Source organism: Mesorhizobium sp. P2_C4, assembly GCF_056404575.1.
The window spans coordinates 82,314-103,611 of sequence record NZ_JBFUDT010000006.1 but is presented as its reverse complement, the minus strand read 5'-3'; the positions used below and the strand labels follow the sequence as shown (position 1 = coordinate 103,611).

At 63.1% G+C, this 21,298-nt stretch carries 21 protein-coding genes and 1 pseudogene; 10 read left to right on the top strand and 12 right to left on the bottom strand.

Annotated features, from left to right (window positions below; all coding sequences use genetic code 11):
- Positions 1-41: 41 nt before the first annotated feature.
- Entirely contained in the window at positions 42-761 is a 720-nt protein-coding gene (locus tag AC1DX6_RS22400; RefSeq protein ID WP_477317353.1) for a transporter substrate-binding domain-containing protein, read from the top strand.
- A 19-nt stretch (positions 762-780) separates the two neighbouring features.
- Here AC1DX6_RS22400 and AC1DX6_RS22395 read toward each other — a convergent pair whose 3' ends face one another.
- From AC1DX6_RS22395 to AC1DX6_RS22370, 6 genes are all read right to left on the bottom strand, one after another.
- On the bottom strand, positions 781-1,131 hold the full coding sequence (locus AC1DX6_RS22395) for a cupin domain-containing protein (protein WP_477317351.1): 351 nt from the start codon (positions 1,129-1,131) through the stop codon (positions 781-783).
- Between the two features lie 23 nt (positions 1,132-1,154).
- Complete coding sequence (locus tag AC1DX6_RS22390) at positions 1,155-2,435, bottom strand: O-acetylhomoserine aminocarboxypropyltransferase (protein WP_477317349.1); 1,281 nt, start codon at positions 2,433-2,435, stop codon at positions 1,155-1,157.
- A gap of 170 nt (positions 2,436-2,605) precedes the next feature.
- Positions 2,606-3,127, bottom strand: coding sequence for a CoA-binding protein (locus AC1DX6_RS22385; RefSeq protein WP_477317347.1), 522 nt, complete (start codon positions 3,125-3,127; stop codon positions 2,606-2,608).
- Complete coding sequence (locus AC1DX6_RS22380; RefSeq protein WP_477317345.1) at positions 3,124-3,906, bottom strand: AAA family ATPase; 783 nt, start codon at positions 3,904-3,906, stop codon at positions 3,124-3,126. Before AC1DX6_RS22380 ends, AC1DX6_RS22385 begins: the two co-directional genes overlap by 4 nt.
- A gap of 9 nt (positions 3,907-3,915) precedes the next feature.
- Entirely contained in the window at positions 3,916-4,338 is a 423-nt protein-coding gene (locus AC1DX6_RS22375; protein WP_477317343.1) for a VOC family protein, read from the bottom strand.
- A gap of 2 nt (positions 4,339-4,340) precedes the next feature.
- Entirely contained in the window at positions 4,341-5,162 is an 822-nt protein-coding gene (locus AC1DX6_RS22370) for an enoyl-CoA hydratase (RefSeq protein ID WP_477317341.1), read from the bottom strand.
- A gap of 150 nt (positions 5,163-5,312) precedes the next feature.
- Between AC1DX6_RS22370 and AC1DX6_RS22365 the strand changes: the two genes are divergently transcribed.
- From AC1DX6_RS22365 to rpsI, 3 genes are all read left to right on the top strand, one after another.
- Entirely contained in the window at positions 5,313-5,777 is a 465-nt protein-coding gene (locus tag AC1DX6_RS22365; RefSeq protein ID WP_477317339.1) for a PaaI family thioesterase, read from the top strand.
- 203 nt (positions 5,778-5,980) lie between these two features.
- Positions 5,981-6,445, top strand: a complete 465-nt coding sequence (gene rplM, locus AC1DX6_RS22360) for a 50S ribosomal protein L13 (RefSeq protein ID WP_477242871.1) — start codon at positions 5,981-5,983, stop codon at positions 6,443-6,445.
- Position 6,446: 1 nt separating this feature from the next.
- On the top strand, positions 6,447-6,929 hold the full coding sequence (gene rpsI / locus AC1DX6_RS22355; RefSeq protein ID WP_023810272.1) for a 30S ribosomal protein S9: 483 nt from the start codon (positions 6,447-6,449) through the stop codon (positions 6,927-6,929).
- Between the two features lie 263 nt (positions 6,930-7,192).
- On the opposite strand, the gene AC1DX6_RS22350 is transcribed toward rpsI, so the two are convergent.
- Positions 7,193-8,092 (bottom strand): LysR family transcriptional regulator, encoded by a 900-nt coding sequence (locus AC1DX6_RS22350; RefSeq protein ID WP_477317337.1) that lies wholly within the window; start codon positions 8,090-8,092, stop codon positions 7,193-7,195.
- Positions 8,093-8,183: 91 nt separating this feature from the next.
- Between AC1DX6_RS22350 and AC1DX6_RS22345 the strand changes: the two genes are divergently transcribed.
- Positions 8,184-9,056 (top strand): aldo/keto reductase family oxidoreductase, encoded by an 873-nt coding sequence (locus AC1DX6_RS22345; RefSeq protein ID WP_477317335.1) that lies wholly within the window; start codon positions 8,184-8,186, stop codon positions 9,054-9,056.
- A gap of 216 nt (positions 9,057-9,272) precedes the next feature.
- On the opposite strand, the pseudogene AC1DX6_RS22340 reads toward AC1DX6_RS22345, so the two are convergent.
- Together AC1DX6_RS22340 and AC1DX6_RS22335 are read right to left on the bottom strand one after the other, a co-directional pair.
- Positions 9,273-10,321: pseudogene (locus tag AC1DX6_RS22340) on the bottom strand (glycerophosphodiester phosphodiesterase family protein).
- Between the two features lie 90 nt (positions 10,322-10,411).
- Positions 10,412-11,632, bottom strand: coding sequence for an acyltransferase family protein (locus tag AC1DX6_RS22335; RefSeq protein ID WP_477317333.1), 1,221 nt, complete (start codon positions 11,630-11,632; stop codon positions 10,412-10,414).
- A gap of 259 nt (positions 11,633-11,891) precedes the next feature.
- Between AC1DX6_RS22335 and speB the strand changes: the two genes are divergently transcribed.
- From speB to AC1DX6_RS22320, 3 genes are all read left to right on the top strand, one after another.
- A complete protein-coding gene (speB, locus tag AC1DX6_RS22330; RefSeq protein WP_477317331.1) occupies positions 11,892-12,893 on the top strand; it encodes an agmatinase in 1,002 nt (333 codons plus the stop codon).
- A 30-nt stretch (positions 12,894-12,923) separates the two neighbouring features.
- Positions 12,924-13,850: an N-acetyl-gamma-glutamyl-phosphate reductase gene (gene argC, locus AC1DX6_RS22325; RefSeq protein ID WP_477317329.1), complete on the top strand. Its 927-nt coding sequence runs from the start codon at positions 12,924-12,926 to the stop codon at positions 13,848-13,850.
- Between the two features lie 120 nt (positions 13,851-13,970).
- Positions 13,971-14,813 (top strand): aminoglycoside phosphotransferase family protein, encoded by an 843-nt coding sequence (locus AC1DX6_RS22320; protein WP_477317743.1) that lies wholly within the window; start codon positions 13,971-13,973, stop codon positions 14,811-14,813.
- A gap of 36 nt (positions 14,814-14,849) precedes the next feature.
- Here AC1DX6_RS22320 and AC1DX6_RS22315 read toward each other — a convergent pair whose 3' ends face one another.
- Complete coding sequence (locus tag AC1DX6_RS22315) at positions 14,850-15,941, bottom strand: COX15/CtaA family protein (protein WP_477317327.1); 1,092 nt, start codon at positions 15,939-15,941, stop codon at positions 14,850-14,852.
- 153 nt (positions 15,942-16,094) lie between these two features.
- Here AC1DX6_RS22315 and AC1DX6_RS22310 point away from each other — a divergent pair, with 153 nt between their 5' ends.
- Positions 16,095-16,310, top strand: coding sequence for a DUF2842 domain-containing protein (locus AC1DX6_RS22310; protein WP_477317325.1), 216 nt, complete (start codon positions 16,095-16,097; stop codon positions 16,308-16,310).
- A gap of 154 nt (positions 16,311-16,464) precedes the next feature.
- Here AC1DX6_RS22310 and AC1DX6_RS22305 read toward each other — a convergent pair whose 3' ends face one another.
- Entirely contained in the window at positions 16,465-17,523 is a 1,059-nt protein-coding gene (locus AC1DX6_RS22305; protein WP_477317323.1) for a polysaccharide deacetylase family protein, read from the bottom strand.
- A gap of 91 nt (positions 17,524-17,614) precedes the next feature.
- Here AC1DX6_RS22305 and AC1DX6_RS22300 point away from each other — a divergent pair, with 91 nt between their 5' ends.
- Positions 17,615-18,844 carry a GNAT family N-acetyltransferase gene (locus AC1DX6_RS22300; RefSeq protein ID WP_477317321.1) on the top strand — a complete coding sequence of 410 codons (1,230 nt, stop codon included), beginning with the start codon at positions 17,615-17,617 and terminating at the stop codon, positions 18,842-18,844.
- Here the strand turns inward: AC1DX6_RS22300 and AC1DX6_RS22295 are convergent.
- Positions 18,841-21,048 carry a GumC family protein gene (locus AC1DX6_RS22295; RefSeq protein ID WP_477317319.1) on the bottom strand — a complete coding sequence of 736 codons (2,208 nt, stop codon included), beginning with the start codon at positions 21,046-21,048 and terminating at the stop codon, positions 18,841-18,843. The genes AC1DX6_RS22300 and AC1DX6_RS22295 overlap by 4 nt on opposite strands.
- Positions 21,049-21,298: the final 250 nt, after the last annotated feature.

The following is a 21,298-nucleotide window of genomic DNA, read 5'->3' as shown; positions in this document are numbered from 1 at the left end:
CATGGGCCTCAAGGACAAAGCCATCGCAGGGCCGAGATCGCATGACCGAAAAAATGAGATTCGCTTTTTTGCAGGAGCCTCCCTTCTGCTTCACCGACGCTTCCGGAAATCTCCGCGGTTGCGACGCCATACTCGCTGAAAAGCTCGGCCAGGCGCTGGGACTGGAAGCCTTTTCGCCCATCGAAACCGAGTTTGCCAATTTGCTTCCCGGCCTGGTCGATGGCCGATGGGACATGACCACAGGCCTCTTCGTTTCGGACGAACGCAGGAAGCTGGTCGATTTCTCGCGGCCAATTTGGGTGTTGCAGGACGGATTGCTGGTGGCGAAAGGCAATGCGCGCGACTTCAGGGGTTATCGTTCCATCGCAAGCGATCCGGCGGCCTTGATCGGCATCATATCTGGTCAGGTCCAGCATCAGACAGCTTTGCAAAATGGCATTCCACCCGAGCGGATAAGGATTTTTGCCACGCAGGCGGAAGCGGCAGAGGCCGTCGCTGCCGGCGTGGTCGATGCCTATGCCAGTGTCGCCCTGGCACATCGCGGCTATTTGGGCAGGCAACCCGACGCGTCGCTTGAGGTGATCGACGTTCCGGTAGCGGAGAAACAGCCGGCCGCAGGCGCCTTCGCGCTCGCCAAAGGCAATGCAGCGCTTCGTCAGCGCGTTGATGCAGGTCTGGGCGATCTGCTGGGCAGTCCCTGGCACAGGGCGATGATGAGCGGATACGGATTTTCCGATACCGACATCGATCGGCTTCGGTAGGGCCAGCGTGATACGGTGATCAAAGCTTGATCACATACTCCTTACGGGTCGTTTCAAGCACTTCCCAGCTACCCCTAAAGCCGGGCCTGAGCACAAAGCTGTCGCCGGCCCTGACGGTGCGCGCTTCGCCACCCGTCTCCGATATCACCGAGACGCCTGACAGAATGTGGCAGAACTCCCACTCGTCATATTCGATACGCCATTTGCCCGGCGTCGCTTCCCAGATGCCGGCATAGAGCCCGCCATCGCGTTCCTCGACGTTCCAGGTGCGGAATTTCGGATCGCCCGCAATCAGGCGATCCGGCGCCGGCGCGCCATGCTCGGCTTCGACGCTGCCGATGCCGACGGAGAGGAAATTTGGCGCGGTCATGGACGCTCCTTGTTTGCCGGGGATCAAACCTTGGCGAGGGCCTGTTCCAGATCGGCGACGATGTCGTTGACATCCTCGATGCCGACCGAAAGCCGGACCGTATCCGGCCCAGCGCCGGCCTTGACCTTCTGCTCGTCGGAAAGCTGGCGGTGCGTGGTCGATGCCGGGTGGATGACCAGCGACTTGGTGTCGCCGACATTGGCGAGGTGCGAGAACAATTCCAGCGCCTCGACGAACTTGATGCCGGCCGCATAGCCGCCCTTGAGGCCGAAGGTGAACACCGCACCCGCGCCAAGCGGTGAGTATTTCTTCTGCAGCGCGTTGTTCTTGTCGCTGGGCAGGCCGGGATAGTTCACCCAGGCAACCTTGGGATGATTGGAGAGCCAGCCGGCGACGGTCACCGCATTGTCGCAGTGGCGCTGCATGCGCAGCGGCAAGGTCTCGAGACCGGTGAGGATGAGGAAGGCATTGAAGGGCGAAATTGCCGGACCGATGTCACGCAAGCCGAGCACGCGCGCGGCAATGGCGAAAGCGAAATTGCCGAAGGTCTCGTGCAAAACGATGCCGCCATATTCGGGACGCGGCTCCGACAGCATCGGATATTTGCCAGACTTCGACCAGTCGAAGGTGCCGCCGTCGACAATGGCGCCGCCGATCGAATTGCCATGACCGCCGATGAACTTGGTCAGAGAATGGACGACGATGTCGGCGCCATGCTCGATCGGCCGCACCAGATAGGGCGAGGCCAGCGTGTTGTCGACGACCAGCGGCAGGCCGTGCTTGCGGGCGATGTCGCCGATCTTCTCGATGTCGACGAAGAGGCCGCCAGGATTGGCCAGGCTCTCGATGAAGATCGCCTTGGTCTTGCCGTCGATCTGGCTTTCGAAGGTGGAGACATCGTTGGTGTCGGCCCAGCGCACCTCCCAGCCGAAATTCTTGAAGGCGTGGCCGAACTGGTTGATCGAGCCACCGTAAAGCCTTGTGGCAGCAACGAAATTGTCGCCAGGCTGCATCAGATTGTGGAACACCAGCACCTGCGCGGCGTGGCCCGAGGCGACGGCCAGTGCAGCCGTGCCGCCTTCAAGGGCGGCGATACGTTCTTCCAGCACCGCCTGCGTCGGGTTCATGATGCGGGTGTAGATGTTGCCGAAGGCTTTTAGCCCGAACAGCGACGCCGCATGGTCGGCATCGTCGAAGACGAAGGAGGTCGTCTGGTAAATCGGCGTGGCGCGCGCGCCGGTCGCCGGATCCGGCTTGGCGCCGGCATGGACGGCGAGCGTGTTGAAACCGGGCGTGCGGGTCATCGAAAACCTCCCTTTCTGAAAACGTCTAAAATCGCCGGGCATTCTTGGCGAAGCCCGGGCGCGAAAGCAAAGAAGAAAATACCTTTCGGCGGACGATCTACGATCAACGCGCGAGGAAATCCATTTCGTCCCGGAATAATTTTGCGCCTACGGCGCTTCGGCGACATGCGTCACTTCTGGCGCACTCCGAAACTCTGGAATCCCGGGCGCATTAGCGGCTTCTTCGACGACAGCACGCCGGAGTTGACCCCGGTCCAGCCGATCTCGCCGGACAGCTTGCCATATTCGATCTTGGGACAGCGGTTCATCACCACCTTGATGCCGGCGGCCTCGGCGCGCGCGGCCGCCTCGTCATTGCGCACACCAAGCTGCATCCAGATGACTTTCGGCAGCGGATCGAGCCGCAGGATCTGGTCGACAATGCCGGGCACCGCCGCCGAGCCGCGAAAGATGTCGACCATGTCGACGGGCTGCGGCAGGTCGGCGAGGCTGGCATAAACAGTGCGGCCGAGGATTTCCTTGCCGGCATGGCCCGGATTGATCGGGAACACCGAAAATCCCTTGGCCAAAAGGTACTTCAGCACGAAGTAGCTCGGCCGCACGTCGTTGGCCGACGCGCCGACCATGGCGATGGTCTTCACCGAATTGAGGATACCGCCGATATAGGCATTGTCGTAGGCGTCGTGATTCACTCGTCGGTCTCCCTCAGCGCTTCCTCCATAAAGGACTGCGGGTCCGTGCAGAAGTCGCGCATCATGCGAAAATGATCGGTATCGCTGAAATCGGTCGGATCGAGCCCGAAGCGGCTGATGCGGAACAGGCGCGCGCCGGGACAGGCCATCAGCAGCGGCGAATGCGTCGCCATGATCACCTGCGCCGTGCCTGACTGATCCATCCGCCGCAGCATCTTGAGCAGTTCGATCTGCCGTGTCGGCGACAATGCGCTTTCGGGCTCATCGAGGATGTAAATGCCTTGCCGGCGGCAACGCTCCTCGAAGAAGCGGATAAAACCCTCGCCATGCGACCAGGACAGGAAATCCGGCGGCGGTGGCTTGAACGGGTCTTCAAGCGCCGCCTGATCGAGGTAACGGGCGACCGAGTAAAAGGATTCGGCGCGAAAGAACCAGCCGGCGGTGACTTTTGGCAGCCAGTGACCGCGCAGCGTGTTGGCAAGCGCCGCGCCGCTCTTGTCGATGGCGGCGGAGTGATCGACCGGCCGGTAACCCTTGCCGCCGCCGGCTTCGTCATAGCCGGCCAACGCGCCGATCGCTTCCAGCAAGGTCGATTTGCCGGTACCGTTCTCGCCGACAATGATGGTGATCGGGGTAGTGAATTCGAGTCCGAACTCGCGGCCGCGAAACAGCGGCAGGTTCCAGGGATACTTTTCCCAATCCTCGACGCGCGCGGGGTCAATCAGGATGCGCTTGAGATAGGGCGCCTTGAGCCGGGTCAGCTGCTTGCGATAGGCCACTGGCGAGCGTCAATCCGGCAGCGAAATCGATCCGTCTTCCGCGATCGGAAAAGCCGGATTGTGCGCCACTTCCCAGACATGCCCGTCCGCATCGGCGAAATAGCCATACCAGCCGCCCCAGAAGGCGCGGCCGGCCGGCTTGACGATCTTGCCGCCGGCCTTCTCGGCCATCGCAAGCACTTCATCGACTTCGGCGTCGGAGCGGGTGTTGTAGGCGAGGTAGACCGCCGACGGCCCCTTGCCGAAGGTGACCCCCGAATCCTCTTCGGCGCTCTGGCGCGGGAACAGGCCGAGGATGGCGCCGCCCATCTGAAAGAAGGCGACGCCATCAGTGATGCTGGCATGGCGGGTCAATCCCATCGCCTCGTAGAAGCGTACGGCACGGTCGAGATCGTCGGTGGCGACGGTGATGATGGAGATCCGCGGTTCCACGGCTATTCCTCAGGCCATTCCGGCTTGCGCTTGCCGATGAAGGCACCGATGCCTTCTTGGGCATCGCGCGCCAGCATGTTCTCGACCATGACACGGCCGGTATAGGCATAGGCGTCAGCCAGCCCCATTTCGGCCTGGGCGTAGAACGCTTCCTTGCCGGTCTTGACCACCAAAGATGATTTGGAAGCAATGGTTTGCGCGTATTTGGTGACGATCTGATTCAGGTATTCTCGCGGCACGACGCGGTTGACCAGGCCGAATTCCTTGGCCGTTGCCGCATCGATCGTCTCGCCGGTCAAAAGCATCTCCATCGCGTGCTTGCGCGAGACGTTGCGTGACAGCGCCACCATCGGCGTCGAGCAGAACAGGCCGACGTTGACGCCCGGCGTGCAAAAGGTCGCTTCATGCGAAGCAATCGCCAGATCGCAGCTGGCGACCAATTGCAGCCCGGCGGCGGTGGCCAGGCCGTCGACCTCGGCGATCACCGGCAGGGGATGGCGCACGATCGCCTGCATCAGCGCCGCGCAAGCAGCAAATGTCTCTTCGAAGAAGGCCCTGCCCTTATCCGCGTCGGCGCGGCGCGCCGTCATTTCCTTGAGATCATGCCCGGCGCAGAACACTTTTCCGGCTGCCGACAGGATGATGACGCGCACGGATTTGTCGGCCTTGGCGCGATCAAGCTCCGCCGTCAGCGCCGCCATCACCGCCAACGACAGAGCATTGGCTGGCGGATTGGTGAGCGTCAGGCGCAAAACGCCCTTGTCCAGCCTGGTAACAACAGGACCGTCGGCGACAGCCGGCTTGATGGCGACGATTTCGGCCATGGGTCGCTTCTCCGCGATTCTGGATCAGGTTGGGTGGGATTAATCTAGTATGCCGCCTCGCTTCGTCCAACACCCTCTGCGGTGACAGACGAGGTGTTGCCAGAAATGCCGCGCTGCGTTCATACAGGCATGGCGCAAACGGAGACAGACATGCCCGCCCAAAGCAATCTCAAGCCGGTGCTGAATGCGGCGCAGGTCAATACGTTGATGGCAACCGTCTATCCTGAGCTCAACGACCAGTTCGCTTTTTATCAGGCGCTGGAGGTGTTTCCCGGCGGCTGCACCGTGCGGCTCAATGCCGACGGGCGGCATTTGCGTCCCGGCGGCACCGTGTCTGGCCCCTCGCTGTTCACGCTGGCCGACATCGGCGGCTATGTCTGCGTGCTCAGCCACGCCGGGCCTGATGCGCTTTCGGTGACCACCAACCTCAACATCAACTTTGTCCGCAAGGCCGAGGCCGGGCCGATCGACGGCCATTGCCGCATCCTAAAGCTGGGCAAGAGCCTGATGGTGTTCGACATCGACATCGTCGCCGGGCCGGAGGGACAGACGGTGGCGCATGCCACGGGCACCTATTCGATCCCACCGAAGCGCTCTATCGATGTGGTAAAATAATACCTTTTACCCAAAGCATTGTTTTTGCTTTGTTTTACTCGTCACGCGGCTTTTCGCTCGCCTTGACGCGATCACCACCCTCGCCTATAAGCCCTCACGAAGCAGCGGCCCGCAAAGGCCGCCGTTTTGTTATTGGCGGTAGTCGCCAATCCAAGCAACAAGAAACGCCTTCTCCGGAAGGTCCGAACCGAAAGCAGAAATCCATGACAACCTTTTCGCAGAAGCCTGCGGATGTGGTGAAGAAGTGGGTGTTGATCGACGCCGAGGGTCTCGTCGTTGGTCGTCTCGCCACTGTCATCGCCAATCATCTTCGCGGCAAGCACAAGCCCACCTTCACCCCGCATGTCGACGATGGTGACAATGTCATCGTCATCAATGCCGACAAGGTGGTGTTCACCGGCAAGAAATTCACCGACAAGGTCTATTACTGGCACACCGGACACCCCGGCGGCATCAAGGAGCGCACCGCGCGCCAGCTGCTCGAGGGCCGCTTCCCCGAGCGTGTCGTCGAAAAGGCCGTCGAACGCATGATCCCGCGCGGCCCGCTCGGCCGTCGCCAGATGAAGAACCTCCGCGTCTATGCAGGCACGGAACATCCGCATGTCGCCCAGCAGCCCGTCACCCTCGACGTCGGCGCGCTGAACGCCAAGAACAAGAAGGTTGCATAAGATGGCTGAGCTTTCCTCGCTCGCAGAATTGGGCGCCGCCACCGGCAACACCAACACCCAGCCGGCAGCCCCCGTCCATGTCCAGAAGCTCGACAAGTCGGGCCGCGCCTATGCCACCGGCAAGCGCAAGAACGCCATCGCCCGCGTCTGGGTGAAGCCGGGTTCGGGCAAGATCATCGTCAACGACAAGGAATTCGCGACCTATTTCGCGCGTCCGGTTCTGCAGATGATCCTCAACCAGCCGATCATCGCTTCCAACCGCGCCGGCCAGTACGACATCGTCGCCACCGTTGTCGGCGGCGGCCTCTCCGGCCAGGCGGGCGCCGTGCGTCACGGCATCTCCAAGGCGCTGACCTATTACGAGCCGACGCTGCGCGCCGTGCTCAAGAAGGGTGGCTTCCTGACCCGCGACAGCCGCGTCGTCGAGCGCAAGAAGTACGGCAAGGCGAAGGCCCGTCGCTCGTTCCAGTTCTCGAAGCGCTAAGCGCTACGATGTTCCAGACAGTCGAAAAGGCCGCCTCCGGGCGGCCTTTTTGTTTACGGCTCGGCAGTCACCCCACCCGCGCCTGCGGCGCGACCTCCCCATCAAGGGGAGGTAGAAGGTCGCGTGTTTTCGCCGTGCCAGTGCAATGTCGAGACGATCGGGGTCGCGGCGGGCGGTCCAGAACCTAGCGCCCCACCTCCCCTTGATGGGGAGGTCGGCGCGCAGCGCCGGGTGGGGTGATGGCGCTGGCTGAGGTTCAGGTCTCAGGACTTGCCGGCCTTGATGTAATCGATGAAGGCGCGCAGCGGCGCCGGCACCAGGCGGCGACCGGGATAATAGAGGAACGGTCCGGGAAAACTCTGCCACCACGGCTCGAGCACCGGCTCCAGCGCACCGCTGGCGAAATGCGGGCGAAGCCAACCTTCGAAGAGAGCGATGATGCCGCTGCCGGCGATCGCCGCATGGACGGCAAGATCGCTCGCGCCGCCGATCCGCACGATCAACGGCCCCGTCGTGTCGACCCGCACGACTTCGCCGTCGCGCTCAAACTCCCACGGCAGCATCGCACCGCTGGCAAAGCGGCCGCGCAGGCAGGAATGGCCAAGCAGGTCGCTCGGATGTTGCGGCCGCCCATGGAGATCCAGATAGGCAGGGCTGGCAGCAGTGGCGAAATGCTGCACGCGCGGTCCGATCGGCACCGCGATCATGTCCTGTTCCAGGCGCTCGTCGTAGCGGATGCCGGCATCGCAGCCGGCCGCCAGAACGTCGACGAAGTTCTCATCGGCGATCACCTCGAGCCGGATGCCCGGATAAGCGGCGAGGAAGCCCGGAATGATGTCGGGCAATATGAGCCGCGCGGCGCTGACCGGCACATTGAGGCGCAACGAGCCTGCCGGCCGATCGCGGAAGCCGTTGACAACGTCGAGGGCCGCCTCCACCTCCGTCAGCGCCGGGCCGAGCCGCCCCAGCAGGCTGAGGCCCGCCTCGGTCGGGACAACGCTGCGCGTCGTGCGGTTGAACAGCCTGACACCGAGCTTCGCCTCAAGGCGACGCACCGCTTCGCTCAAGCCGGAGGCGCTGGCGCCACTGGCGCGGGCGCCGTCGCGAAAGCCGCCGGCGCGCGCCACGGCCACGAAGGCGTTCAGATCACCAAGGTCTATCATTGTTCGCAATTCCGCACAGGCTGTGTGGATTGTACCTGATTATCCCGAGGTTGAGCAGCGTCTATCTTCGCCTCCTCAAAGGAGATCGACCATGTCCACTGTCCAAAAATCCGGCACATTCACCCTCGGCAGCCACACCGTGAAGCGGCTCGGCTATGGCGCCATGCAACTTGCCGGGCCCCACGTTTTCGGTCCGCCGAAGGACCATGACGCAGCCATTGCCGTGTTGCGCGAGGCGGTGGCGTCCGGGGTCAACCACATCGACACCTCAGACTATTATGGTCCGCATGTCACCAATCTGCTCATCCGCGAAGCGCTGGCGCCTTACCGTGAAGATCTCGTCATCGTCACCAAGATCGGAGCACGGCGCGGCAGCGATGCCTCCTGGCTGCCGGCCTATTCGGCCAAGGATCTTGAGCAGGCCGTGCACGACAACCTCAGCAATCTCGGACTTGAGGTGCTGGACGTCGTCAATCTCAGAATCATGTTCGGAACGATGGGGCCGTCCGAGGGTTCGATCGAGGCGCAGCTGACAGCGCTTGCCGAATTGCAGCGCAAGGGCCTCGTGCGCCATATCGGCCTGAGCAACGTCACCCCCGCGCAGGTCGAGGAGGGTCGCCGTATCGCCGAGATCGTCTGCGTGCAGAACCACTACAATCTGGCGCACAGGCAGGATGACGCGTTGATCGACGAGTTGGCGCGCGACGGGATCGCCTACACGCCGTTCTTCCCGCTGGGTGGCTTCAGCCCGCTGCAGTCGTCGACCTTGTCGGGTGTCGCCGCGCGCCTCGGCGCCACGCCATTGCAGGTGGCGCTGGCCTGGCTGCTGCGCCGCGCGCCCAACATCCTTTTGATTCCCGGCACCTCGTCGGTCGAGCATTTGCGGGAGAACCTGGCGGCGGAGGAGCTGGAGCTATCGGTGGACGTGCTCGATGAACTGGATGGCGTGGCGAAGGCTGCGTGAGACCAGCCAATCTCCCCCCTCGTGGGGGAGATGGCCGGCAGGCCAGAGAGGGGCGCGAAGGATCGCTACCTTCGCTTGTCAAAGCACGCCGACAAACACACCCAAAGCAATTTCAATTAATGCAAATCAACTGACAAGCTGGCGGGACAGCGCCCCCCTCTGCCCTGCCGGGCATCTCCCCCACAAGGGGGGAGATTGGCAGCGTCAGCACCCGCTCTAATTTATGCTCGCCGTGTGCGCCGGCTCGGCCTCGCCGGCGTAAGGCACCCGAAACCCATTCTCCGCCAGCCAGCCGATCGCCGCTTTCGGCTCATCGGTCTGGATGATGGTGGCGCCACGATCGACCCAGAACCCCCAGGCTTCGCGCGGCAGGCTGGCCTGGACGGCCAGTTCGTCGCCACGGCCGCCGGCCAGGAAGCCGCCCGGCTTGTTGACGATGGCGTAGGTGTCGGCCCAGATGTGCCAATCGCCCCGCGCAGCCTCCGCCCGCATATGCGGGCTGAACAGCGGCCCACCGGTCTCGGTCAGTGTTTCCGCGCCGGCGCGCCAGTTGATCAGCTCGATGGCGTGTAACTGGAAGGCGTGGCTGACGGTCTCGGCAAAAGCGGCGTCGTGAACGGCATCGTCGGCGATGATAGGCATGAACTGGAAGCCGCCGCCGATCGCATCCATGGCCGCTTTGACCGTGGCGATCCTCTCTTGGTTCCACAGGTCTCCTTGACGATCACCTGTTCGGCCATGCCGAGGTCGCGGGCAACCGCGATCATGTCCGAGAGGTCGCCGACAGCGAGCTTGTTGTCGAGGTTGATGAGGATTCTGTCCCTGGTCGCCATCAGCATGTCGCGCAGCGTCGAAACCGTCTCATTGGTGGCAACGCCGGTGCCTTCAATCACCAGCCGGCATGTTTTGAGCTCGGCCAGCGTATGCTGGACCACCTCGCCCTTGCAGGTCGTCGTGCGGTCGAGCCAGCTGTCATGCATGACGACGAGCTGGCCGTCCTTCGAGCGCCTTATGTCGACCTCGACGATTTCGGCGCCCATGGTGATCGATGCCTCGACAGCGGCGATCGAATTTTCCGGATAGAGCGTCTTGCCTGCCTGCATGCCGCCAGCGCGATGCGCGGCCACCAACACATGGTCGCGCCACTGGTTGGCGTGCTCGAAGCGGTCGAGGATTTGCCTTGCGCGGGTTTCGCCCGCCAAGGCCTGGCCGACGGAGACCGCCAGCGTGGTTGAAAGCAAAAGGCTTAGCCAAATGGTCCGCATCGAGAATCGCTCCTTGCCGGATCGAACCGGGGATAGGCGATGCCCGTGACAGGCGGGTGAACGAAGCCGGCTTCGAAAAGCGGGGGAAGGTCAGGTCAATGCTGGCTGGAGGGGCCGTTTGTCGACCTGATGGCCGACCGGCCCAAACAGACGATCGGCGAGATGACGGAAGAGGCGCTGGCCGGGCTGCTCGATCAGCCGATAGGTGATGTAGCTGGCCGCGATGGTAACCGCCACCATGGCGACAACCAGCAGATCGCCGGCAAACAGGCTGCCGAGATCGATGCCGTCGCCATAACGGTCGGTGTGGCCGACCTGGCGGATGAAGGACATTCCGGCAACGATATCCACCAGCCGGGCCACGTTCAGCAGCCGCAACTGGATGAACAGGTGGATCATGTAGATCGAATAAGACAGCGTGCCGACCAAAAGGAAGGGGCGCAGGCGCAGCAGGCGACTGACCATCCCCCTCTCCCGGGCGAAAACCCAAACGAGCAGGGCGAAAACAAAGGGCAAGCCGTAGCTCAGCGGGGTCGCATGCGTCTTCCAGGCGACCACAACCGCCAATACCGTCACCGCCAGCTCGATCGCGGTCCAGCGCAAGGAGCCGGTCCGGCTGCCTGAAGACGCGGCATGCTGCAACAGCATCTGGCGGAAGGAGAGCACGTACAAAAGCGCGCCGATGGAAAAGCCGTAGATGGCGCGCAGGAAGCCGGTTCCCGATGCCGAGGCCATGCCTTGCGCCGAGGCCTGCCAAAGCAAGAGTGGTGCAGCGATCATGGCGAGGACAAGCCACAAAACGACTCGCTTGCGCTGTGTCAGGACCGCGACCGCAAACAGGACATAGGCCAGATATTCGGCCGAAATGCTCCATGACGGCGTGTTCCAGCTCAGCGAATCCGCGGGCCAGAAAGCCTGAAGCAGCAGCGCGTTGCTGGCGAGATAGGAGAGGTCGTTGGTGCCGGAGAACGAGGGATCGGACGCGTTGACCAGTCCCGGCAGGAAGCTTTTACCGATCTCGAACAGCAGGAAGAGCGCGAGCATGAACATGTGCAGCGGATAAAGCCTGCCCAGCCGCAAGAGAAAAAACCGGCCCATGTCCCGAGGGGTGGAAAGCCTGTCGAGATAGGCATGGGCGATGACGAAGCCAGACAGCACGAAGAACAGGTCGACGAAGGCCTCGCCCGAGCGGACGATGCCGATGAGGCGAATGTTGCTGACGATCTGCGCGTGGAACAGCACCACCATGATCGCGGCGAGGCCGCGCCAGCTGTCCAGCGCTTCGAACCGGATTGGTGCCGGTCGCGCCACATTCGGCGATCGGGCGGAAGTCCGCAACGCTGGCGCGCCCATAGCTGTTCCGTTCCCCGCCGATTCCGTCCCACGACGGGACGGATGCTTGCTTTCGGTTGTCTTCATGGCTTGCTACCGCAATTTGCGTGCCAGCACTGCAGTTCGCTTGGCACGCAAGAATTTGTGACCGGCTCGAGCGGCCATGGGTTGTCGGAGGGGTCGCATTTCTGAAAATTATGTCCAATAAGGTGCGCGTCGACGCATAGGAGATCGCTTCATGGCCAACCAGAACATCGACCACGCCTTCACCGCCCGCTCCAAAACGGGCGCTGCCTTCGAGCCGACCTATGCCGGCGCGCTGTCGTTCATGCGGCGCAAATACACGAAGGACGCGAAGGGCGCGGACGCGGTGGTGTGGGGCATTCCTTTCGACGCTGCCGTCACCAACCGGCCCGGCGCCCGGTTCGGACCGCAGGCGATCCGCCGTGCTTCGGCCATCCTCGACAACGACCCGCAATATCCGTTTTCGCGCGATCTGTTCGAACAGCTCGCGGTGGTCGACTATGGCGACTGCCTGCTCGACTCAGGCAACCACCAGAAGACGCCAGGGACGATCGAGCGCGAGGCGGCAAAGATTCTGAAATCCGGCGCCTTCCTGCTGACGCTGGGCGGCGACCATTTCGTCACCTGGCCGCTGCTCAAGGCGCATGCCGCCATCCACGGTCCGCTGGCGCTGGTGCAGTTCGACGCGCACCAGGATACCTGGCCGGACGATGGCAAGCGCATCGACCATGGTTCGTTCGTCGGCCGCGCCGTCAACGAAGGCATTATCGACCCCGACCGCTCGATCCAGATCGGCATCCGCACCCACGCGCCCGATACATTCGGCATCAAGATCCTCTATGGCCATGAAATCGAGGAGATGCGGGCGTCCGACATCGCCTACGCCATTGTCGATCGCACCGGCGGCAAGAAGACCTATCTCACCTTCGACATCGACTGCCTTGACCCGGCCTTCGCGCCGGGCACCGGCACGCCTGTCGCCGGCGGACCGTCGTCGGCGAAGATCCTGTCGACATTGCGCCAGCTCGGTCAGGTCGACATTGTCGGTGCCGACGTCGTCGAGGTTGCACCGGCCTATGACCATGCCGATATAACGGCGATCGCCGGTTCGATGGTGGCCATGCAGTATCTCGGCCTGCTGGCCGAGCGAAAGGCCCGGCTCGGAGAGATGGGCAACGGCAATCATGCTGCAGTAAATCAGGCAAGCGGCATATAGTTTTGAAGTAGCAGGGAATTTGGACAGGCAATGAAACCGAAAATCTTCATCGACGGCGAGCACGGCACCACCGGTCTGCAGATCAGGGCGCTGCTTGCAGAGCGCGGCGACCTCGAGATCATCTCGATCCCGACCGAGCGCCGCAAGGAAACCGCGGCGCGCGCCGAGTTTCTCAATGCCGCCGATGTCGCAATCCTGTGCCTTCCGGACGCAGCCTCCAAAGAGAGTGTTTCGCTGATCACCAACGAAACCACCAAGGTGATCGACGCCTCGACGGCGTATCGCGTCGCCGAAGGCTGGGCATACGGCTTTGCCGAAATGGACAAGGACCAGGCGAAGAAGATCGCCACCGCGAAGCGTGTCGCCAATCCCGGCTGTTGGCCGCAAGGGCCGATCGCGACGCTGCGCCCGCTGGTGGCGGCCGGGCTGCTGCCGCCGGATTTCCCAATCACCGTCAACGGCATTTCGGGCTATTCGGGCGGCGGCCGACCGATGATCGAAGAGTATGTCGCCAAGGGCGAGGACGCCTCGGAGTTCCTGCCCTACGGGCTGACCCTGCAGCACAAGCATGTGCCGGAGCTGAGGACCTATGCGAAACTCTCGCATGATCCGATCATGCAGCCGGCGGTCGGCAATTTCGCGCAAGGCATGATCACGGTGGTGCCGCTGCAACTCGGCGGCCTCGATCATGTGCCGACCGGCGCCGAGCTGCATACAGCGATCGCCGACCATTTCGCGGCCATCAAAGGCGGCGTCGTCGAGGTCGCGCCCTACGCGCATATGGAGCGCTTGGCCGAGATCAATCCCGAGATCTACAACGGCACCAACCGCATGAAGGTCCATGTCTTCGCCAATGACGATAGGGCGCAGGCGCTGCTGATTGCCGTCTACGACAATCTCGGCAAAGGCGCCTCGGGTGCGGCCGTGCAGAACATGGACCTGATGCTCGGCCTCTAGAGCGTTTCACCGTTTCGTGGAAACGGCGAACCGCTCTATCTCTTTGTTTGGAGCAATTCCCAAGGGAAAGCGCTACGCGCTTTTCCCGGAAAAACCGCTCACACTTTTTTTGGAATTGCTCTGATGGACGCACCGGCATTTCCAACGCGCTGGCAGGTCAGCGCGCCCGAACTCATTGCTGAAACCTTTTCCAGCCGCATCTGGAAGGTTTTGCGCGCCGATGGCTCACCGGCGATCGTCAAGGCGCTAAAGCCCTTTGACGATGTCGAGGACGAGTTGCGCGGCGAGCATTTTCTGGCCTGGCGGCGCGGTGAAGGCGCGGTGCGATTGCTTGGCCGCGACGGGCACCGCATGCTGCTCGAATATGCCGGTGACACGATGCTGTCGCATGTCCTTGACGAACAAGGCGACAACGTCGCCACCGCAATCGCGGCCGAGGTGATGGCAAGACTGTTCTCACCATCAAAACACCCTGCCCCGCCGGACCTGCAACCGCTGCGGACGCGGTTTGCCAGCCTGTTCAAAAAGGCCAAGACCGATCGCGACGCCGGGGAGCCGACCCTCTATGTCGAGGCCGCTCGAATAGCAGACCGGCTGCTCGATGCTCCGCATTCGCTCAAGCCGCTGCATGGCGACCTGCACCACGACAACATCCTGCACGGTGCGCGCGGCTGGCTGGCGATCGACCCGAAGGGCGTGCTCGGCGACCCTGGTTTCGACGCGGCGAACATGCTCTACAACCCGCTCGAGCGCGACGATCTCTGCCTGGACCCGAAGCGGATCGCGCATATGGCCGAAGTCTTTGCCGTGACGCTCGGCCAGACGCCGGCTGCCATACTCGACCATGCCATCGCCTATGGCTGCCTGTCGGCGGCATGGCACCACGAGGACGACAATGCGACCGACGAGAACCGCGAGCTGTCGGTTGCCGAAGCGATCCGAAAGGTGCGGCTCAGCTTCTAAGGCGGTCGGCGCGCCAACCAGCCTGAATGATCGCCGTCAGCCTCTGACGGCAATCCGGCTTGGCAAGGGATAAGCACCCTTGGTGCCGCGCCAGTGCGCGGCGGCAAAGCCGAGCACCACCAGCGCAAAGCCCTGATGCGTCAGCGCCATGTGCAACGGCACATGCATCAGCAACGTGCCGATGCCGATCGAGGCTTGCACCAGCACCAGCAGAAAGAGCAGCGTGGCGCGGCGGGCATGCGTCGTGGCAGGCAGACGCCAGCGCGTGGCGATGATGTGCCAGAGCGCCACGGCGAAAAGCGTGTAGGCGCCGAGCCGATGGACGAACTGCACGGTCTTCGGATTCTCGAAGAAATTGCGCCAAGCCGGTTCGAGCAGCAGCAGGTCGCTTGGCACGATCTTGCCGTCCATCAGCGGCCAGGTGTTGTAGCTCAGGCCCGCATCGAGCCCGGCAACGAGACCGCCGAGATAGATCTGGATCAGCGCCAGCAGCACGAGAAAGCCGGCCAGGCGTTGCGTCGAGCGGTCGGCGGCGGGCTCCGAATGCGGGGCGAGTCCACGCGCGACCACCATGGTCGCGGTGAAGATCAATGCCGCAAGCGTCAGGTGCGTCGCCAGCCGGTACTGGCTGACGGAGACACGGTCGACCAGACCTGATGCCACCATCCACCAGCCGATGGCGCCCTGCAGGCCGCCGAGCGAGAGAATGCCTAGCAGTTTCGGGCCAAGGCCGCGCTCGATACGGCGCGTCGCCCAGAAGAACAGCAGCGGCAAGGCAAAGACCAGGCCGACGCTGCGCGCCAGGATGCGGTGTGCCCATTCCCACCAGAAGATCGTCTTGAACGCCTCGATGCTCATGCCCTTGTTGAGCTCGGCATATTGCGGGATCTGCTGATAGCGCTGGAATTCCTCCTGCCACTCGGCGTCGTTGAGCGGTGGGACGACGCCGTGGATCGGCTGCCACTCCGTGATCGACAGGCCGGATTCGGTGAGCCTGGTGGCGCCGCCCACCAGCACCAGCGCGACCAGCACCAGGAGCACGACATAGAGCCAGCCGCGCACCTGCGCCCGGTTGCGAAGATCGCGGTCGTGGGCCTCGTAAGGCGCGGCAGCTGGTATGGCAGCCATGGGCTTGTTCCAACGGTTTGAAGTCGCGGATTGGTGAACCATCGCAACCCGGCTGACAAGACCGGACGGCGCGGCACGCCGTCGCGCCGCCTGTCGCGGGTTGCGCACCGCCGTCCCAGGGCTTATTCGAGGGCGCTTGCAAGAGGCCGGACAATGCCCATTCGCCTGAAAAAGCTGATCGGAACGTTTCTGCTGGTGGCGCTGGTCATCATCTACGCGCTTGTCGCGTCGATCGTGGCGGTGGCGCAGCTGTCGCAGTCGGGACCGCTGGCGCATTTCCTGTTCTTCCTGCTGAGCGGCCTGCTCTGGATACTGCCGGCAATGGGCATCATCAAATGGCTGATCCTGGAGCCGCGGCCGAAAGGCTGAAGAGCTGGGATTAGGGTGTGTTGAGATTCAGGTCAGGCCGAGCCGAAAATGGCTGATGCCGAGAACCGGAGCGGAGCGTACTCAAAGTACGTGAGCACCGGAAGCGCAGGTGTCAGCTATTTGCAGGCCGGCATCACCTGAATATCGACACAGCCTAGACGGTCACCACCATTTTGCCGGCATTGGCCAGCGGCGTCGTTACCCCCGACAGCATGGTGCGGATATGGGCGACGCTCTGATAGCGGCCATTGACCGAAATGCGCGGCAACGCCTGCAGGAAGCCTGAATGCTCGGCGCGCAGCACGCCGTGCCGCGTCGTCACTGCCGAGGCATAGCCGGCATCGCGGGCAAAACCCACTTCGCGGCAGCCGACGGCACTGGCATAGCCATAGGGATAGGCGAGATGGCGCGGCTCCTCGCCCAGTTCCGCCTGCAAGATACGCCTGACGTCGCCGATCTCATGGCGGGCATCGGCTTCGGAAAGCCGCTTCAGATTGCGGTGGTTGACCGTATGCGCGCCGATCGTCACCAGCGGATGCGCGGCCATGGTGCGGATATCATCCCAGTTCATCAGCGTGCTCGAGCGCAGCCCGTCTAGCTCGATGCCGTTGGCGCCCGCAAGATCGCGCAACACTGCGCGCTGGTCCTCCTCGCGGATCTCCAGCGTCAGATAGTTGTGCAGGTGCGCATTGGCCTGGAGCTTCTTGCCCGCGGTCGAGCAATCGATGATCACCGGGCCGTCCGGCGTCGGCAGCGTCAAGCGATCGCGCGCGTTGACGATGTCCTCGACCACGTCCCACCACAGGTCAGCGGCGCCGTTGATCAGCCCCGGCGCGACATAGATGGTGATCGGCGCGCCATGCTTTTCCAGCACCGGCAGCGCCTCGGTCATGTTGTCGCGATAGGCGTCGTCGGCGGTGATGGTGGCAAACTGGCCGCCCTTGCCGCCGGCCTTGATGCGCTCGATCGCCTCGTCAAGCGTGACGAAGGCGTAGCCTCTCGCCTTCATGTCGGCGATCACGGCGTCGAGGAAGTCGGGCGCGATGTTGAGATGCCGGTTGACGCCGTTCGGCTTCTCCGGCGTCGCGGTCACCCGGTGCAGCATGAGGATGGCGCCGATGCCGCCGACGAACGGCTTGGCCAGCGGTGCAAGGCCGGTATAGCGGGCGACATTGAGCGCCAGTTTCCGGATTGCCTCGCCTCCGTCGATCATTCATTCACCTTTTGCGCCTAGGCTCATCCAAGCACGGAACGCGCCTATGCGAACCCCCAAATCGCGATGAATACGCCCTAAGGATTGAGGTATGGTTGACGCCACCGCGTCATTTGATGGCAATCGGCTTGCGGCAGCTGAGGCCTCGCCGAGCGCGGTGCCGGTCGACCAGACCGGCCTGTCGGTTTCGATCGTCGACGGCGCAGCCCTTGCGGCCTATAGCGAATTCAACCGTTCAGCCTTGTTCGCTCCGGCGCAGAGCGCCTCGTGGATCCGAAACTGGACGGCACAGGCCGGCCCGGACACTGTCGTGGCAACACTGAGCTTCGAGGACAGGCCGGTCTTTGCGCTGGCGCTGGAGGTTACCCGCACGGGTCCGTTTCGGGTCGCCCGCTTCATGGCCGGCCGCCATGCCAATGGCAATTTCGCCGCCGCCGATCCAAGTTGGCTGGCCAAGCCGGACGGTTCGGCTATTCGCTCGATGCTGGCGGCAATCGGCAAGAGCCGGCCCGACATCGACCTGATCGCGCTGGAACGGCTGTTGCCGAACTTCGACGGCGTTGCCAATCCGCTTGCCGCTTTCCCGCATTTTCCGAGCCCCAATCTGTCGCTCGCCGTCGACCTTGCAGGCGGTTTCGATGCCTTGCTGTCGCGCGCCAGCGGCAAGCGCAAGCGCAAGAAGCACCGTTCGCAGACGCGCAAGTTCGAAGCGGTCGGCGGCTACCGCCGCGTCGAAGCCGGCACGGCCGACGAGGTGAACCGGCTGCTCGACGCCTTCTTCGAGATGAAGGAATTCCGCTTCCGCAAGATGGGCATCGCCAATGTCTTTGGCGATGCGCCAGTGCGCTCCTTCTTCCGGGCGCTGTTCGTGGAAGCGCTTCAAGAGAAAGACCCAGCCTTCGTGCTGCATGGGCTCGAGGTCGCCGGCAAGCTGCGCGCCATCACCGGATCGAGCCGCTCGGGCAAACGGCTGATCTGCGAATTCGGGGCGATCGCCGAGGACGATCTCGGCCACACCAGCCCCGGCGACTTCCTGTTCTTCGACAACATCCAGGAGGCCTGCGAAACAGGCTTCGGCGTCTATGATTTCTCGGTCGGCGACGAACCCTACAAGCGGTTGTGGTGCGATATCGAGACCCAGCATTTCGAGGTGCTGGTCCCCCTGACCTTGAAAGGCCGTGCGCTGGCGCTGGTCCTGCAGCAGGGCGCGCGGCTGAAAACCTTCATCAAGAACAGCCCGACGATCTGGAGGCTGACCAAGATGCTGCGCCGCAAGGCGGCCGGACAGGCTGCGCCTGTTGCTAGCGAAGACGACAACTAGCCGATTGCCATCTGCCTCAGCATGTCGGCCTCAGGCCGACGACCACCGCCGCCCGGCACCGGCGTTCCCGGCGTCTCGTGGCCAATCGGCGTCACCAGCGTCAGTTCGGGATAGCCGTTCTCGATCAGCTTGACCGCTGCCTGCGCAACCTCGTCAGCGGGCTCCAGCATGGAGAGGAAGACCTCGGTACCCTCGCCCACCAGGCGGCTAATGCCTTGTGCGTCGGTGGGGCCGCATTCGACGATGACCAGATCGTAGGCGGTGGTCAGCGACTGCATGATGATCGGCAACCGGTCGGCGGCGCGCATGGCGCGAACCGGGTCGGCGATGCCGACGGGAATGACGTGGCAGTCCGAATAGAGATCGGGATGGATGACGTCGCTGAACTGCGCCTCGGAGGCGAGCAGATTGGTGATGCCCGGGAAAAGCCCACTGTCGAGCATCGGCCGCGAGGCAGCACCCGATGCGGTGAGATCGAGCAGCAGCACGCGCAGCCCGGCGTCGGAGACTTCGCGCGCCACCAGCACCGCCGAGGCAGCCGCTTCGTCGCCTTCGGGCGACACGAATATGGCGCGGGCCGCGCCGCTGGCGATCAGCTTTTCGGCTGCCTTCTCGACATCGACCTCGCCGAGGCTCGAGCGCACAGGTCCGGCCTTCCCGGCGGTCGTTTCCGCCGCGACGGCCGCTGCCGGCTCCGCAGCGGTTTCAGCCAAAACCGGTTGCTCGTCCTGTTCCGCCATCTCGACAATCGCCGGCTCCCGGCGGGCAGCCGGCATCGCAACCTGCTCGATGTTCTCAAAAGGGGCGCCTGGGGCCGGGCGCATGGCGCGACCCGAGAACAATTCCTGGAGCAGCGTCACGATCGCCATCAGCAGCAGCGAACCGACAAAGGCCGCGCCGACGATCGGGACGACCTTCGGGAAGTAGGGTTCGGACGGGATTTGCGCTGGGGAAAACACACTGGCATCGACGGGCAGATAGTTCTTGCGCGAGGACACTTCGCGGAAGCTGGCCATATAGGATTCGAGCTGCTGGCGCCGGGCGCTCGCTTCGCGCTGCAGGGCATCCAGCTGGACCTGTTCCTCGCCGGCGCGGATCGATGCGGCCTTCAGCACATTGACGTCCGATATCAGCTGGCTTTCACTGGCCTGGGCTGTCTGCGCCCGGGCCAGCAATCCGCGCATCACTTTTTGCGTCTCGTTGCGGATCTGGCCGTCGAGATCGGCAAGTTGCGACTTCAGCGCCCGGATGCGCGGATGGTTGTCGAGCAGAGTGGTGGACAGATCGGCAATGTTGGTCCTCAGCTCGATCTGGCGCTCACGCAGTCGCTGGATCAGCTCGGAAGACAACACCTCGGGCACGGCGTCCAGCGAACTGCCGTCCTGCAAGGCCTGGCGCACCCTTTCGGCAGTCGCCTCGGCCGAGGCGCGGTTGGCGCGGGCGCGCGACAGTTCGCTCGACAGTTCGGACAATTGCTGTGTCGCCAGCACCGAATTGTTGCCCCCCATCAAGAGGTCCGACTGGCCCCGGAAGGCGGCGACCTTGGCCTCGGCATCCCTCACCTGTCTCTGCAGCTCATCGATTTGCGGCCCCAGGAAAGCGGTGGCGGCGGAATTCGAATCGGTCTTCACCTTCGCCTGGTAGGCGATGTAGGCGGCTGCGATGGCGTTCGGAACGTCGGCGGCAAGCTTGCGATCTTCGGAGGAAAATTCAACGGCGATGGCGCGCGTCTTTTCCACGCCATAAACATTGAGCTTGTCGCGCATCTTCTTCAGCATGCGCTCTTTGAGCGGAATTTCTGCCGGATCACTCCTCAGCCCGGCAATGACCAGAAGCTGGCTCACAGGCGACATGTCGAGCGCATCGTTGAACTCGGGCCGGTCGCCCAGATTCAGATCCTCAGCCACCTTATTGAGAATGTCGGACGAGGAAATGACCTGGACCTCGGTTGCCACGCCTTCCGGGTCGAGCACAGGTTTGTCGTCTTCATTGGTGCCGGCAGGCCGGGTATAGGTCGATTCGCTCGGCTGGATTTTCAGCTGGGTCGTCGCCTTGTAATGCGGCGTGGCAAGCCATGCGAAGGCGAAGGCGAGACCGGTGACGATGAGCGCGACCACAAGAATACGCAGCCAGTTCCTCGCAAGACTTGCGAAGAGCTGCCTGAGATCGACATCGACATCTGCGGCCGCGGACTGAACGGACATGCATTCCTGCTCCGGTACTGAGTCTAGATTGCACCGTAAACAACTATGGTAACTCAGCCGTTAAGAACGCTGTAAGCAGCTGTTGGGGTTTGGCTCGCAGGCGGCAAACAAAGACTGGAAAACGAGGCGGTTTCTATCGATTGCCGCCCCATCGGCCGCGCCCCTTTACCGGCCATTAACCCTAACGGGATGATAACGAACCCGGATCCCTTAAGGTTTGCCGCGATGTCCTGGCGGCCAGAGTGATGAA